This window comes from Kitasatospora gansuensis (assembly GCF_014203705.1).
GTDB lineage: Bacteria > Actinomycetota > Actinomycetes > Streptomycetales > Streptomycetaceae > Kitasatospora > Kitasatospora gansuensis.
Genome location: NZ_JACHJR010000001.1, coordinates 7,451,046 through 7,466,101, shown reverse-complemented (window position 1 = coordinate 7,466,101; position 15,056 = coordinate 7,451,046). Strand labels below are relative to the sequence as shown.

Genomic DNA, 15,056 nt, shown 5'->3' with positions numbered 1-15,056 from the left:
CGGACCATGACAGTCCAAGGTGTCCGCCACCCGAAGTCAGTCCGGATCGCACCCCAAACCAGGGCGATCTGGAACCGCCTTCACTACGGATTAGGACAGTCCCATCCTTTTTCCCCTGGTGGGAGCGTTCCGCGCCCGGCCTGAGACAGGGCTTGGACATCCCACCCGGGCGCCGGTGACCCGTCTCATCGAAGTTTGACGAGTCTCTGCTGCAGCGGGCCGCCGACATCCTCGGCGAAGTCCACTACGACCAGGGCGAGGACGGGGCGCCGTACCCGGACGAGCCGCACGACCCCTTCTGCACGGGCGGGTGCGGCAGCACCGGGATGGTCATGGAGACCATGACCTGGGACGACCAGGGCGAAGGGCTCTACGTGCCGGTCCACCAGGAGCCCGCCGACTGCCCGGGTGGCCGGCAGCCGGAGCGGCACTCCGGCGACTGCGGTTGCTCAGGCACCGGGTTCACCTTCGAGGGCGGGTACTGGTCAGGCGGGCCGCGGCCTTCCCCGGGCACGGCCAACACGCCTCGCAGCGCTCGTCGGCGGTCTCCGCCCTCTGCTGGCCGCCGGCCTCCGATGGGACACGGTCCTGTACGGCGCGATCCTGGCCTGGCTCGGGGCCGCTGCCGCCGACTACCTGACCGGGCCGTCGGCGCCCCGGCCGTTCACCGGCCTCGCGCTCCGCGCGTACGCACTGGCCTCGGCCACCCTCACCGCGCTGACCGTCTGACGCGGCCGGGGGATGTGCCGCGCGGGGCGAGCAGGGCGGCGGCCAGGGCGAGGGCGGCCGCGATGGCCACCGCCTGGTTGACAGTGACGGCGGTGCCGTCGGGCGGGCCGGGGCGCGAGCCGAAGCGGGCCGGGGCCCGGTCCTGGGGGTCGTAGGTGACCATGACCTCCCCGCCCACGGCCGGACGGGCGGAGCGGGCCGACTCGACGGAGAGCACCGAGCCGTCGGCCAGCTGGACGTCGCTGTAGAAGACCACCTGCGCATCCAGCCCCCCGCCGCTCCTGTCCACCTGGTAGTGGCTGCGGACCACGGCGGCCGCCACCACACCCCGGTCGTGCAGGGCCTGCCGGTCGGCATCCGCGGTGACGGCGAACCACCGGAATCCGATGCCGACGAACAGCAGCAGCGATCCCAGGACCAGCAGGACCACGGCTGCGCGTCCGAACGGGACACAGACCGCGACCAGCCCGCCGATCAGCCCCATCAGCAGGATCACGGCGAGCATCATCGCTCCGCCCGTCAGCGGGTCGATACCGCGACCGTGCAGTGCGACGACGGCCCGGTCGAGGCCGACCAGTGCTGCGGGCAGGGCGAACAGCAGAACGAGCGCGGCCGCGCCACGCACCGGCGCACGGTCGACGAATCGGACCGACTCGGCTTCCATCAGCCCATGGTGACGGCCCGTCAGCCATCCAACAAGGGAACGGCACCGGGGGCGGAACCGGAGTGCTCCGGTACCGCCCCCGCTCACCGCTCGGCCGGGGCCGGCAGAGGTCGAACTCGTCAGGGGAGACGGCCAGCGCGAAGCAGGCCTCCCGGACGACCGCCTACCGCACCCTCGCCCCGCTGCGCCGCCGGCGCGGCCCGCCTCGACTACGGCCGCGGCCTCCTCACCCGGCCCGAGAACCGGACCGGCAGCCCGGCACCGCGATGTCCACGCTCACCGCCCGCTGGCCGACTACGCGCCCTGGACCGATACCAGCACTCCCGGGGCCGGGTGGGGGAGGGCCGTCGGCCCTGCCCCACCCGTGTCGGTGGGCCGTACCCGGAGGTGCGGTGTCGATGCGTTCCTGCCGTGCCCGCGATGGCCGGCCGACGGGCCGGCCGGGCTCCGGGGAGACGGTTGTGAGGGCGGCCACTGCGGGCGCCGCCGAATCCGACCATCCGTGCCCGCGTCCTCGCGCTGGGTCGACGAGGTGCCCGGCGTCACCACCCGCGTGGGGTGACGGCGGGCACAGTGGGGCCCGGAACGATCTTCCGGAGGACCCGGCCGGCCCTTGAAATCGGGGGTCCAGTCCCGGCCGTACCTTCGGTAACCCCGCCCTGAGCTGCGATTTCACCGACATGCTTGCCCGACGCCCCCGATGGCTCGTAGCTTCGTAACCAGTGCACAGCGCACCACCCGGGTTCACCACCCGCGGCCCCCGCCCACCAGGCGGCCGGGCACTCGCGGTGAAGGTGACCGGGGCGGCAGTCCACGTCGGACACGTGAGCAGCCGCCCGCTACGTGCGACATCTCGGAGTACACCCCCGTGCGGGGCTGCTTCGTGCTGTCCGTCCGGGGCTTCCGAGAGGATCTGCATGACCTTCCGTAACGAGACCACCGCTGCCACCACCTCCGCCAAGCGCAACCGCCTGCGGATGGTCCTGATGGGCGGCGCTGTGGCCGCTCTCCCGGTGGCGGGCCTCGTCACGGCCACGTCGGCCTCTGCCGCGTCCAGCTCGACCTGGGACTCCGTCGCCCAGTGCGAGAGCACCGGCAACTGGAACATCAACACGGGCAACGGGTTCTCCGGCGGCCTGCAGTTCACCCCGAGCACCTGGGCCGCGTTCGGCGGCACCCAGTACGCCGCCTCCGCCGACCAGGCGAGCAAGGGCCAGCAGATCGCCGTCGCCGAGAAGGTGCTCGCCTCCCAGGGCCCCGGCGCCTGGCCGGTCTGCTCCGTCAAGGCCGGCCTGACCAAGGGCGGCTCCGCGGCCCAGGTCGACACCTCCGCTGCCGCCGCCCCGGCGAAGTCCACCAAGACGGCGGACCAGACCACCAAGGCCGCGCCGAAGAACGACACCCCGGCGGCCTCGCGCAGCACCGAGCGCAAGCCCGTCGAGAAGACCGCTCCGGCCGCTCCCGTGCAGAACAGCACCGGTGGCAGCTACACCGTCAAGAGCGGTGACACCCTGAACGCCATCGCCGCCGACCACGGCGTGAACGTCAACACCCTCTACACCAGCAACGCCGCCGTCATCGGTGGCGACATCGACCTGATCCTGCCCGGCCAGGTGCTGAGCATCTGACCTGACGGTCGGTACCGGCAGACGACCAAGCCTCCCTTCACTGACCTCGGTCAGCGAAGGGAGGCTTGGTCGTATCCGTGGCGTGCACGTGGGTGGTGTGATCAGGAGAAGCGGAACATGGCCGGGCACCAGGCACGACCACCCAGGCCGAGGCGCTGCTGCCCGACGTCCTGGCCGAGATTGTGCGTGAGGAGATCGAGGCCCGCCGCGACATGGACCTCCTCCGGCAGGTGATCGAGCAGGAGCCGGCAGGCCGTCCTCCGTCGGCTGAACAGCCTTCGGTGAACACGACCGCAGTCTCAGGCTTGGTCGCTCCAGCTGACGCCACGTCAGGGTCAAGAGCCTTCGGGTTCCTGTGCGTCGGTCCAGCGCATCGGGTGCCCGGACGGGTCTGCGGTGAGCCAGGATCCGTCTCCGAGGGGGTGGATGTCGTACGGGTTCTCCGAGTGGGCGTCGAACTCGCCGAGGACCTGGCCCGAGGGCACATCGACGCGGTAGTGGCGGAACCACTCCTGCTCGTCCTCGGTTTCGCCGAGGAGGGTGACGACGACGGTGTCCCGGGTCAGGTAGCCGCCGCTCCACTCCAGGTAGACCTCGTCCGGGTCGTGTCCGAAGGCGTCGACGGTGAGGGAGAAGGCCACCTCGCCATCGGGGTAGCTGTGGAGGGCGATGTCGGCCTGCCCGTGGTCGACGGTCATGAACTGGTGCCCGTCGGGCGACAGGGCGATGAGGCACCGGTCGACCCAGGGGTACTCGGTGAGATCGATCCGGGCTCCGGTCAGCGAGGCACGGTAGATGACCGAACCGTCCTGCCCCTCACCCACGTTGAGAAGGACCTGACCGCTCGTCGGGTGCGGTAGCTGCTCACCGCCGTGCCCGACCGTCTGGAGGTCCGCCTGTGCGAGGACCGTTCCGGTCCCGGCGTCCAGGGCGGCCCACTGGTCGGGTCGGTCACGCTCGGCCATGGCGTCAGGGCGGTAGACCCACACCACGCGTTCGTCCACCGACAGCAGGCAGTTGGGCCGGTGCCCGAACGGCTGGTCCGACGCCGGGTCGAGCGGCGACCGCCAGACCTCGGCCCCGTCCGCCGACACGCAGACGACCGCGTTGAGGGTCGCGTAGTAGGCGTGCTGGAAGTCGGAGGAAACGGCGTGGTCAACGACGCTGTCATCGGGAGACGGCTGAAAGGACACGACGGGCGACAGCACGCCCCAGGCATCGGCAGTCAGGTCGTAGGCACAGATGTGTCCGTCGACGAGCCGCGTGACGAACCGCAGAGGGTGGGGGGATGAAGCCATGCCCGGGAGGCTGGCGTCCAAGCGGATCTTCGCCAACCGCGCCCTGCCATCATGACGGGCATGACTTCCATCGACGGGATACCGAACACCAGTCAGGTACAGGCGCGTTGGCGCGCCCGCGAGGCCCCCAGCGGCGATTTCGTCATGTTCGCCGACGGGTCGCTGACCGTGATGGAGCTGGTGAGGTTCTCCTCGCACAACGGTCCGGACAGCTACCTGTGGCGCGAGCTCCTACGGGCCACCGCATGGACCCCCGACGACTGGATGGACATCGACTCGACCCACGACTCGTGCACCTACCTCGGCAGCCGCGCCCTGAGCGGCGAGTCCGCGAACCACGGAAGTATGGGATGGGTCGCCCTGACCCGGGACGACGACGACAGCACCCTGGAATGGGTGGCGGTGTCCTGCTCCTCGAACCCGTTCAGCAAGGTCACGCTGGACGCGACCTCGGTGACCGCCACCAGCACTGCCGGCCAGATCTGGACGTTCCCCCGCAACGCCCCGCAGCAGGTGCGGATCACCGACGATCCGACCTACGGCCTTCAGCGCTGAATACCGGCCCGGTGCTCCCCCTCGACGGCGGAGCCGCGAGCCGGCCCCTGCAGCAAGACGAACCCACAGAACCCTTCCCGCACCCAACCAACCGGATCCCCGGACCCGCCTCTCCTCAGGACATCCTGGACCGCCACCGCAAGCGGTCACGAGCGTGGTCAGCCGCAGTGCGAGTTGTACTGGTAGTTGACCTCGCCGTTGATGGTGCCCCGCCAGTCGATGCACGAGTGCGCCGCGTAGAGGCGCACCGGGCCGGCGTAGGTGGTGAAGAAGCCGCCGTCCTCTGTCCAGCTGCCGCCGGAGAGCCGGATGCCCGCGTCCATCGACTTCAGGTACGAGCTCGGGTTGGTGCGGACGGTCACCACGCAGTTGTAGCCGTTGGAGCTGTTGTAGGTGAGGAATACGGTCCCCTCCGCCAACGGCAGCGTGTCGATGACGGAGTAACCGCTGCCGCATGCGCCGTTGTAACTGGCTGCCTCGGCCACGCTCGGCATGACCGCGACACCGCCCGCCGCCATCGCGGTGACCGCTGCGCTCATGGCGATGCGCTTGAAGAACTTCCTCATGATCTGTCCTGCTCCATTCCCGTTACACACCAGACGAACTGAGGGGTCGCAGCCGCTCACGGCATGACCGCCGGTCTCGGCACCCCTGGCTTCATCGTGGCGAGCCCTGGTATCTCGGACGTAACACCTGGCCACAGGCTCGGCAGCGGTCGCGGGACAGCCGCTGGGAGCTCTTCCGACAGACGGTCGGACAAGAGACGGCGTCCGGCTCGGCACCGGTTGCCGCCGAGCCGGACGCCGTGCAGAACCCCTTGCACAGCATCTGGTCTTCTCTCGGTTCCGGTGCCCTTGCCGTCGACGTAGCCGAGTCGCACCTGGACGCCGCGGATCACCGCGTCCTGGAGTTCGTCGAGGAAGCGGCCGCAGATCAATAGGGGCGCCGCCCGGCAGGTCAGCGCGCTCGGGCGAGGTCCAGCAGCCGGTGCATGACCGCCACCGGCAGTGCAGGATTGCCTGCGGCAGCCGAGGCCTGGGCGGGCAGGGTCAGCCGCCGGAGCAGCTCGTCGGCCGGCAGCCTGGGATCGCGTACCGCCCAGCCGCCCACCTCGGGGTCGTCGGCGAGCCGCAGCACCAGCTCAGGACCGGCCTCCGGGTCGTCCAACGCGGCGTGCCGCAGTCGCGGGTTGGGGTCGTCGGCGAACCGGGCCAGCCCGGGCCGGGCGAAGTTGCGGTGGTAGCGGTACACCGACCAGTTCCGGTCCTGGACCGTGGCGTACAGCTCCACCAACAGCTCGTGCGGCGCGTCCTCGCACCGCTCGGCCAGCGTGCGCCGCACCCACTCGTCCTCGTCCGCCGCCAGCAGGGCCACCACGTCCGGCGCCAGGTGCGGCTGAGCCGCGAGCACTCGCCGCAGCCCGACGTGCGCCGACCCCGCGATCCGGCGGGCCGCCTCCGGATCGGTCGCCTGCCGTGCGATCCAGGACGGCGGCGACCAGAAGTGCTGCCACACCGTGCAAGGGATCACGGTGCGCTGATCCTCCGTCAGCTCCTCCCGCATCGACACTGCGAGCCGGACGTCGTTCTCGGGATCCTCCGCCAGTCGCAGAGCCAGCGCGGTCGGCACCTCGGGATCAGCGGCCGCCTCCCGCCGGACCGCCGGATCCGGGTGCGCCACCCGCTGCTGGACCGTCAGCACCGGCGGCGACTCCCGCACCGCGACCGGCAGCTCCGTACGGTCGCTGACGATCCGCCGGATCTTCGGCTCCGGGTCCTCCGCCAGGAGCTCCAGCACCCCGGCAGGGACACGGCGCTTGTACTCGAAGAGCATCACCGCGTACATCAACCGGACCCGGGGTTCCGGATCCTGCGCGAGCCGGGCCAGTACGTCGACGTCCGCCGTCGCGTTCTCCACAACGTCCAACCGGCGCTGGATCTGCGGCGACGCCACCAGCAGCTCCGTCGCTGCGGCATCCAAGGTCCTGTATTTGAGCCAGTAGCTCGGCATCGGCAGCTCGTCGAACTCCAACAGCCGGGCCAGCACCTCCACCGGCAACACCTGATTGCCCGCCAGCCCGCTGAGCCAACCCTCCACCACATCGCCGTCCGCAGCTGCCCGCTCCAGCGCCCCACCCAGTTCGTCCATCCGCCCATTCTCGCTGGCCACGTGGGTTCTCCGGTGGAATGCGGTGCTCACGGCGGCAACGCCACGCACTCAACCCCGCCGCGGCCGCCGGACCTTCATGTCGTCCACGCTGGTGACCTGGGCACGCAACGCGCCGTGCCCGATGCCGCGTTCGGCGAGGGCCCCGGCCGCGCGGTCGCAGGCCGCACCGCCCGCCGTCTCGCCGTCGAGGTCGGCCGGCTGCCGGACCACGCAGCGGAAGGTGAAGGTGCGCAGCTCCCGGTCGTAGATCAGGGTGCCGTCATCCGTGAACGCGGCCTTGAGGATGTCGTGTTGGTCGGCGACGGCCAGCAGTCCGGCGCGCTGGGCGTCGTCGAGGTCGGCGAACACGCCGCGGACGATGACTCGGTAGGTGCGCTCACTCATGGGGCGGTGTCCCTTCACTGCGTACATCGGGGTCCAGCAGGGCGGCCAGTCCGTCCAGGAGGCGTTCGAGGCCGAACGAGAAGCGGGCCTCCATGGACGGGTCGGTCAGGTCGCCGGCGAGCGCGACCAGGTTGGGGAAGGTGTCCTGCGGCAGCCCGCTGAGCTGCTCCCCCACCGTCGTGGCGGCCTCGCGGCGGCTGGCGCCCATGGCCTCGGACGCGGAGATGGGGCCCTGCTCCTGGAGCACGAAGCCCTGGACGAAGGCGCCGAGCAGGTAGCTGATCATGGCGGCGTCGGCGTCGGAGAAACCGGCCTCCCGCAGGCGGCCGAGCTGATCCTCCATCAGGCGCAGCAGGTGTGGACCGGGGGCGAGCCGGCCCGCGACGACCTTGGCGGCGTCGCGCTTGCCGAGCAGGTGCCGGCGGTAGCGCAGGCAGTACTCGCGCAGCTGCCCGCGCCAGTCGCCCTCCCGGGGCGGCGCCTCGGCGTCGGCCATGAGTTCGTCGGTGAGCAGGTCGAGCAGCTCCTCCTTGTTGCGCACGTGCCAGTACAACGAGGCCGCCTTCACCCCCAGTTCGGCGGCGACCTTGCGCATCGACAGGCCGTTGACGCCCTCGCGCTCCAGCACCCGCAGGGCCGCCTGGGCGAGCGCCTGCCGGGTCAGTCCGGGCTGTGACGGTCCGTCATCAGTACTGCCCTCCACGGCCATCGGCCACCTCCGTCCATGGGTTCCACCGGAAATCCCGCTTGCCATCTAACACTGTTAGGGGCAGTCTAGCCGCACCGAAACAACCGACTAACACTGTTAGGGAATGTGCCGATGAAGCCGCCCGCCCGACACAAGAGGCTCGTGCTCGCCACCCTGTGCGCCACGATGTTCATGGCGATGCTCGACAACGTCATCGTCAACAACGCGCTGCCCCGCATCGGGCAGCAACTGCACTCCGGCGTCAGCGGACTTCAGTGGGTGGTGGAGGGCTACAGCCTGGTCTACGCGGCCCTGTTGCTCACCGGCGGCACCCTCGGCGACCGGTACGGCCGCCGGCGGATCTTCCTCGCCGGCCTGGCCGTCTTCACGGCGGGCTCGGCGGCCGCGGCGCTGTCCGGCTCGACCGGCACGCTGATCGCCGCCCGGATGTTCCAGGGCCTCGGCGCGGCGCTGCTCACGCCGGGCAGCCTGTCCATCCTGCGCCACGTCTTCACGGACGAGAAGGAGCGGGCCAGGGCCGTCGGCCTCTGGTCCGGTGTATCGGCGCTGGGCCTGGCCGTCGGCCCGGTCCTGGGCGGGCCGATGGTGGACGCCTTCGGCTGGGCCTCCGTCTTCTGGATCAACGTCCCGATCGGGGTGGCGGGACTGCTGCTCGCAGCCCGGGTGCTGCCCGAGTTCGCGGCCCGTACGAAGCGGCTGGACCTGCCGGGACAGGCGCTCTCCGCGCTGGGATTCGGCGCGCTGGTGTACGCGCTCATCGAGGGACCCGCCCGCGGCTGGACCGACACCCGGGTGCTCGCCCTCGCCGCCGTGGCGGCACTGGCCCTGCCCGCCTTCGTCGCGGTCGAGGCCCGCAGCGCCGACCCCATGCTCGACCTGCGCTTCTTCCGGGACCGGGTGCTCACCGGCGCTGCGGTGAGCGGCTTCATGATCAGCTTCGGCATGTTCGGAGCCGCGTTCTTCCTGCCCCTGCTCATGCAGGACGTACTCGGCTGGTCCCCGTCGGACGCGGGCCTGGCGGGCCTGCCGATGACCGCGATGATCGTCGTCGCCGCCCCGCTGTCGAGCGCGCTCGCCGCACGCCGCGGCCCCCGCCTCCCCCTGGTCACCGGCCTGGCCCTGTGCGCCACCGGGCTCGGCGCCCTCTCGCTCTACGGCGCGGACGCCCGCTATCCGCAGTACGTCTGGGTGCTGCTCACCATGGGCCTCGGCATGGGGATGACGTTCGCCCCCGTCTCCATCACGGTCATGCAGCGCGTCGACCCGGCACGGGCCGGCATGGCCTCCGCGACCCTCAACACCCTGCGCGAACTCGGCGGTGTCATCGGCGTCGCCGTCCTGGGGGCCGTCCTCAGCAGCCGGCTGACCGCCACCCTCGGTGGCACCACGAACGCCGCCTTCGTCGACGCCCTGCACCAGGCACTGCGCTGCGGGGGCACCGCCCTGGCCGCCGCAGCGCTCCTCGTCGCGCTCCTCCTCCGCCCGTCACGAGGCGTCACCCCGTCGCCCGTCGCCGGCCTACCGACCCCGCAACCGGAGCCGGCACCTCGGTAAGGGGAGCGCGCGGGCGCCGAACCGCAGAGGACGCGTCGAGGTGCCGGACGCCAAGGGCAGTCAGCGGTCGACCAGCCGCGGACCCGCGGCCTCACCTGTGGATACCGCGTCGGTGCCGACCGGGCCGCCGGGAAGCATCCGGTCCAGCCACTTCAGCAGCCACCAGTTGGCCCGGCCGAGGAGTGTCATGGTCGCCGGTACCAGCACCATGCGTACGACCGTGGCGTCGATGAAGATCGCGGTGGCCAGGCCGAGCCCGAACATTTTGGTGGAGGGGTCGTCGGCGACGGCGAAGGACAGGAAGACCGCCACCATGATGAGGGCGGCCGAGGTGATGATCCGGGCGGTGCCCGAGACGCCCTCGACGATCGCCGTCCCGTTGTCGCCGGTGCGCAGGTACTCCTCGCGTACCCGGGAGAGGAGGAACACCTCGTAGTCCATCGACAGACCGAACAGGATGGCGAAGAGGAACATCGGGATGAACGACACGATCGGGACCGTCGCCTCCAGCCCGATGAGTGCGCCTCCCCAGCCCCACTGGAAGACCGCGACCATGATGCCGTAGGCCGCGCCGATGCTCAGCAGATTCAGCAGTACCGCCTTGAGCGGTACGAGTACCGAGCGGAACACCAGCATCAGCAGCAGGAACGACATCGCCAGCACGGCGGCGACGAGCAACGGCAGGCGTTCGCTGGTCCGTCGGCCCACGTCGGACAGGCTCGCGGCGGCGCCACCGACGTGGGCCCTGGCCGGGCCGGGCCCGATCGCCGTGGGCAGCACCTCGGTGCGCAGCCGGGCGATGGTGTCGGCCGTGGCCTTGTCCTGAGGGCTGGTGGTCGGGAACACCACGAGGGTCGCGATGCCGGTGGCCCGGTCGATGTGCGTCGGCGCGACGGACGCGATGCCCGGATCCGCCGCGACCGTTGCGACGAGTCGGTCCAGCACGCCCGGATCACCGGCGGGGTCCGCGGCGATGACGAGGGGACCGTTGGTGCCCGGGCCGAACCCCTCGGCGACGAGGTCGTAGGCCCGGCGCTCGGTACGGCTGTGGGGAAGTGAGCCATCGTCAGGCAGACCGACACGCAGGCCGAGCACGGGAAGCGTCGCGGTCAGCAGCAGCCCCGCCGCGCCGACCGCGTACGGCACCGGGTGCCGGCTGACGTGCCCGATCCAGCGACGCCACCCGGCGGCGCGGGCGGCGTCCGGCACCGGGTCACACCGCTTCCTGGTCTGCAGAGCCCGGCCGATCCGGCCGGCCCGGGCCAGGCGTGGGCCGGCGGCGCCGAGGAAAGCCGGCAGCAGCGTCACCGACGCGGCCACCATGATCAGAACGACGATCGAGACGGCGAGCCCGCCCATCGTCATGAACGGTACGTTCGCGACCGCCAGGCCGAGGATCGACACGACGACGGTGCCGCCGGCGAAGACCACGGGCCTCCCCGCCGTAGCCACCGCTCGCCCCGCCGCCTCGCGGGGCTCGAGCCCGCGCGCGAGGTACTCCCGGTGCCTGGCGAGCACGAACAGCGCGTAGTCGATGCCCACTCCGAGCCCGACCATGCTGCCCAGGACCGGTGCGAAGGTCGGGACGTCCGTCGCCCCCGCCAGTACGGTCATCGTGGCGACCCCGACGGTCAGCCCGAAGACCGCCATGCCGATCGGCAGCGCGGCGGCGACCAGCGAACCGAACGCCAGGAACAGGATCGCGGCCGCGGCGAGGAGGCCGATCAACTCGCTCGCGCCGCCGTCGGGGTCGGAGAAGGCGTAGAAGAGGCTCCCGCCCATCTCGATACGCAGGGGCAGTTCGGCGCGCAGCCGGTCGCCGAGACCGACGAGGGCGTCGAGGTCCTCGGCCGACAGCCGGCTCTGCTCTGGGTACTGCACCCGGACGACCGCGATCCGCCCGTCGGCCGAGACGAGGCCGCCGCGCACGGCGGTGTCCCCGCCCGCGTCGAGTGCCCCCGCCGGGTCGCTCGTGCCGACCACGTGCGGCAGCCGCTGCACCTCGGTCTGCAGCCGCGTGAGAGCGGTGCGCGCACTGCCGTGGTCGAAGAACGTCGCAGCGCCGTCGAGCGGGGTGACGACCACTTGGGCGGTCATCCCCTCCTGGCCGGTGCCGGCCCGCTCGATCAGTTGCGCGGCCCGCTGGGAGTCCAGTCCCGGGGCGGTCATCGAATCCGCGGGTCGCCCGCCGAAGGCGACGGCGGCGAGGACGGCGAGCGTGGCGACGACCAGCCATGCCGCGATCACCCGCCAGGGATGGCGAGCGGAGCTTGCGCCCAGGCGCAGCAGGGCTTTCGAGAGCATCGGGTCCTCCAACCACCTCGTCGGCCGTCCTTGTACGGCCGCCGATACCGAGGCTCGTCGCCACGGCGCTCCCCGGCATCGGCCCGCGGGCCGCGGATCCGTCGGCCCCGGGGCGGAGTGACGACCCGTCCTTTCGGCCGATGCGCGGCACGCAGCATTCCCTAGGCTGAGAACCGTGCTCCGAGACGACCTGCGAACCCTGTGGACCGAACCCCGGCCGCCCGACGTGCCCGCCCGGGTTTGGCGGGACTGGGCACTGCTCGCCGCGGGCCTGGGCGGTGTGGTGCTGGAGGCCACGCTGCGCGAGAACGTCGTGTGGCGGCCGGTGGCGGTGGTGTTCGCCGGATGGCTGTGCCTGCTGCCGCTGTGGCGCCGGACCCGCCCGCTGACGGTGGCCATGCTGGCGTTCGGCGCGGTGATCCTGCTTCAGGTGGCCTCGCTGGTCGCCGCACTGCGCGAGCCCGTCGGCCTGTACACCGGCGCGGTCGTGCTCGTGCTGGTGTACGCGCTGCCCCGGTGGGGATCGGGACGGGAGATTGTGCTGGGCGGCGCGATGACCGTCGCGACCTTCGCGCTGTGTGTCGTCGCGGACGGGACCCCGGTCGTCGAGAAGGTCGTGGGCTTCGTCTTCGGGTTGCTGCCCGGCGTGCTCGGGGCCGCGGTGCGGCTCTGGGTGACCGCTCGCGAGCGGCAGGTGGAGCAGGTGCGCTCCCGCGAGCGCGAGCAACTCGCCCGGGAACTGCACGACACGGTGGCCCACCACGTGTCGGCCATGGTGATCATCGCCCAGGCGGGCCGGGTGGTCGCGGGCACCGACCCGTCCGCCGCGGTCGAGGCGCTGGAGGGGATCGAGGAGGAAGGGGCGCGCACGCTGGAGGAGATGCGCGCCATGGTCGCCGCGCTGCGCGACCGCGGGGTCGGCGCCGAGCTGGCGCCGCCTGCCGGTGTCGCGGATCTGGAGCGCCTGGTGCGCACCCCCGGCGGCCGCCTCAGGGTCGACCTGGGGCTCGACGGCGAGCTGGAGACGCTGCCCCCGGCCGTGGACGCCGCCGTCTACCGGATCGTGCAGGAGTCGGTGACCAACGCCGTGCGCCACGCGGTCGACGCGACCGAGGTCGTCGTCCGGGTGGCCGCGGAACGGCACACGGTACGGGTGAGCGTGCGGGACAACGGCCGACGCACCGGCCGGGGTCGCGACGGATACGGACTTACCGGACTGCGCGAGCGCGCGACCCTGATCGGCGGCACACTACGAGCCGGCCCGGGCACCGACCGGGGCTGGCACGTCGAAGCCGAGCTGCCGAGAGCGAGGAACGAGAGCGGTGTCCATACGCGTCCTCGTCGCTGACGACCAGACGATCATCCGCACCGGGCTGCGGATCATGCTGAACGCCCAGCCCGGCATCGAGGTGGTCGGCGAGGCCGCCGACGGACGGGAAGCGGTACGGCTGGCCCGCGAACTGCGCCCCGACGTCTGCCTGTTCGACATCCGCATGCCCGTACTCGACGGGCTCGAGGCCACCCGGCTGCTCGCCGGCCCGGGCGTCGCCGACCCGCTGGCCGTGGTCGTCATCACCACGTTCGACCTCGACGAGTACGTCTACGGCGCGCTGCGGGCCGGCGCCCGCGGATTCCTCCTCAAGGACACCGGACCCGACCTGCTGGCCCAGGCCGTACGGTCGGCGTCCGGCGGGGAGGCGCTCATCGCGCCCAGCGTCACCGTCCGTCTGCTCCAGGCATTCGCGGACCTGCCCGCCGGCCGGCCCGCGGCCCAGCCGGTCTCCCCCGTCACCGCCCGCGAGGAGCAGGTGCTCCTCGCCGTCGCCCGCGGGCTGACCAACACCGAGATCGCCGATGCACTGCACATCAGCCTCAGCACGGTGAAGACGCATCTGGCCAGCCTGATGGCCAAACTCGGCGCCCGCAACCGGGTCGAGATCGCGATGTGGGCCTACGAAACGCGCCGTGTCCTCCCCGGAACCTGAGCCGGGTGCCGGGCCTGTACGGGCAGATCACTAGCTGCCCGGGAGCACGAGACTCAGAGCACTCGTCGCCAGCGGCGCGAGGATGCCCAGAGCCGGGGAGAGCAGCTTGGGGAGGGAGAGGTCGAGGCGCAGGAAGGTGGTGAGACGCGAGCGCCTGGCCAGCCACTCGTCGTCCAGGTCCGCCGCCTCGGGGACCGGCGCGACCGAGTTGACCAGTTGCGTCGCGACCGAGCGCCACTGCATGGCCACCGGCATGAAGACGAACGCGAAGACCGCGCTGAAGAACGCGCCGTACATCAGCAAGTACGAGGGCGGGAAGTCGACTTCGAAGGTGGGGGTCTTTCGCGCGTAGGCGAGGAGCGCGTTGCGGTACGCGCCCGTGTTGACGATGGCGGACGAGATGATGAGGCTTCCCGAGGTCAGGAAGGTCTGGGCTGCCCGCCACTCCTGGTCCAGGGTGCCCAGCAGCTTTTCCGGGAGGCTCCGGTCGAGCCGGAACAGCTGGATCTGGACATCCCACAGTCCGACGATCCCGGGCACCGCGGCGAACATACCGACCACCAGGAGCACCTGCAGCCGCCACCTTCCGTCCAGCGGCGGTGGATTGGAGGGGGCCGCATGAGGACGACCAGCAGGGCGAAATAGACACCCACGAGGAGGACCAGTGCCCCCAGGACCATGCCCGTAAGTGCCGACTTTGTCGGCCGTCCCGACCCATTGCGCCAGCGCACCCGCAGCAACCGTCCGCTGATCGCCGCCACCACCACCCACATGGCGAACGACGCGCCGACCAGCGCACTCCACAGCGAGAACTCCATCAGCCCCGTGAAAGCGCGCCCCTGCGGGGACTCCCCGGCGCCAAGGCGGATGAGACCGGTGCCGAGCGCTGCCGCGGCACCCAGGCCCGCGGTGATGCCAACGGGCAGCATGGCCGCTCTCAGCCTTGTACGGGTCGGCGCGTCCGTCATGAGGCAACGGTGGAGGGCCGAGCCTGGGCGAGCAGCGTATGAAGGCCGTGTCTGCCGGAAGAGATCCGACACGGATCCGTCGGATCACCCCGGTGCCCCACGCCCTAAC

Annotated in this window: 13 protein-coding genes; 5 read left to right on the top strand and 8 right to left on the bottom strand. The window is 71.5% G+C overall.

Annotated elements, in window-relative coordinates; genetic code table 11:
- Window positions 1-709: 709 nt before the first annotated feature.
- Window positions 710-1,393, bottom strand: coding sequence for a DUF3592 domain-containing protein (locus tag F4556_RS33685; RefSeq protein WP_184922952.1), 684 nt, complete (start codon window positions 1,391-1,393; stop codon window positions 710-712).
- Between the two features lie 917 nt (window positions 1,394-2,310).
- Here F4556_RS33685 and F4556_RS39245 point away from each other — a divergent pair.
- Window positions 2,311-3,021: a transglycosylase family protein gene (locus tag F4556_RS39245; RefSeq protein WP_184922950.1), complete on the top strand. Its 711-nt coding sequence runs from the start codon at window positions 2,311-2,313 to the stop codon at window positions 3,019-3,021.
- Between the two features lie 335 nt (window positions 3,022-3,356).
- Here F4556_RS39245 and F4556_RS33675 read toward each other — a convergent pair whose 3' ends face one another.
- On the bottom strand, window positions 3,357-4,355 hold the full coding sequence (locus tag F4556_RS33675; protein ID WP_246511157.1) for a hypothetical protein: 999 nt from the start codon (window positions 4,353-4,355) through the stop codon (window positions 3,357-3,359).
- 24 nt (window positions 4,356-4,379) lie between these two features.
- Here F4556_RS33675 and F4556_RS33670 point away from each other — a divergent pair, with 24 nt between their 5' ends.
- Entirely contained in the window at window positions 4,380-4,874 is a 495-nt protein-coding gene (locus F4556_RS33670; protein WP_184922948.1) for a hypothetical protein, read from the top strand.
- A gap of 158 nt (window positions 4,875-5,032) precedes the next feature.
- Here F4556_RS33670 and F4556_RS33665 read toward each other — a convergent pair whose 3' ends face one another.
- From F4556_RS33665 to F4556_RS33650, 4 genes are all read right to left on the bottom strand, one after another.
- Window positions 5,033-5,440, bottom strand: coding sequence for a spore-associated protein A (locus tag F4556_RS33665; RefSeq protein ID WP_184922946.1), 408 nt, complete (start codon window positions 5,438-5,440; stop codon window positions 5,033-5,035).
- 391 nt (window positions 5,441-5,831) lie between these two features.
- Window positions 5,832-7,022, bottom strand: a complete 1,191-nt coding sequence (locus F4556_RS33660; protein ID WP_184922944.1) for a hypothetical protein — start codon at window positions 7,020-7,022, stop codon at window positions 5,832-5,834.
- A 69-nt stretch (window positions 7,023-7,091) separates the two neighbouring features.
- Window positions 7,092-7,427, bottom strand: coding sequence for a DUF6204 family protein (locus F4556_RS33655; RefSeq protein ID WP_184922942.1), 336 nt, complete (start codon window positions 7,425-7,427; stop codon window positions 7,092-7,094).
- A complete protein-coding gene (locus tag F4556_RS33650) occupies window positions 7,420-8,136 on the bottom strand; it encodes a TetR/AcrR family transcriptional regulator (protein WP_184922940.1) in 717 nt (238 codons plus the stop codon). Before F4556_RS33650 ends, F4556_RS33655 begins: the two co-directional genes overlap by 8 nt.
- A gap of 111 nt (window positions 8,137-8,247) precedes the next feature.
- Between F4556_RS33650 and F4556_RS33645 the strand changes: the two genes are divergently transcribed.
- On the top strand, window positions 8,248-9,690 hold the full coding sequence (locus F4556_RS33645; RefSeq protein ID WP_184922938.1) for an MFS transporter: 1,443 nt from the start codon (window positions 8,248-8,250) through the stop codon (window positions 9,688-9,690).
- A 60-nt stretch (window positions 9,691-9,750) separates the two neighbouring features.
- Here F4556_RS33645 and F4556_RS33640 read toward each other — a convergent pair whose 3' ends face one another.
- Entirely contained in the window at window positions 9,751-11,994 is a 2,244-nt protein-coding gene (locus tag F4556_RS33640; protein WP_184922936.1) for an MMPL family transporter, read from the bottom strand.
- 175 nt (window positions 11,995-12,169) lie between these two features.
- Between F4556_RS33640 and F4556_RS33635 the strand changes: the two genes are divergently transcribed.
- Window positions 12,170-13,342, top strand: a complete 1,173-nt coding sequence (locus F4556_RS33635) for a sensor histidine kinase (RefSeq protein ID WP_184922934.1) — start codon at window positions 12,170-12,172, stop codon at window positions 13,340-13,342.
- On the top strand, window positions 13,317-13,979 hold the full coding sequence (locus F4556_RS33630; protein WP_184922932.1) for a response regulator: 663 nt from the start codon (window positions 13,317-13,319) through the stop codon (window positions 13,977-13,979). The genes F4556_RS33635 and F4556_RS33630 overlap by 26 nt, the downstream gene beginning before the upstream one ends.
- A 30-nt stretch (window positions 13,980-14,009) precedes the next feature.
- Here the strand turns inward: F4556_RS33630 and F4556_RS33625 are convergent, their stop codons facing one another.
- Complete coding sequence (locus F4556_RS33625) at window positions 14,010-14,549, bottom strand: hypothetical protein (protein ID WP_184922930.1); 540 nt, start codon at window positions 14,547-14,549, stop codon at window positions 14,010-14,012.
- Window positions 14,550-15,056: the final 507 nt, after the last annotated feature.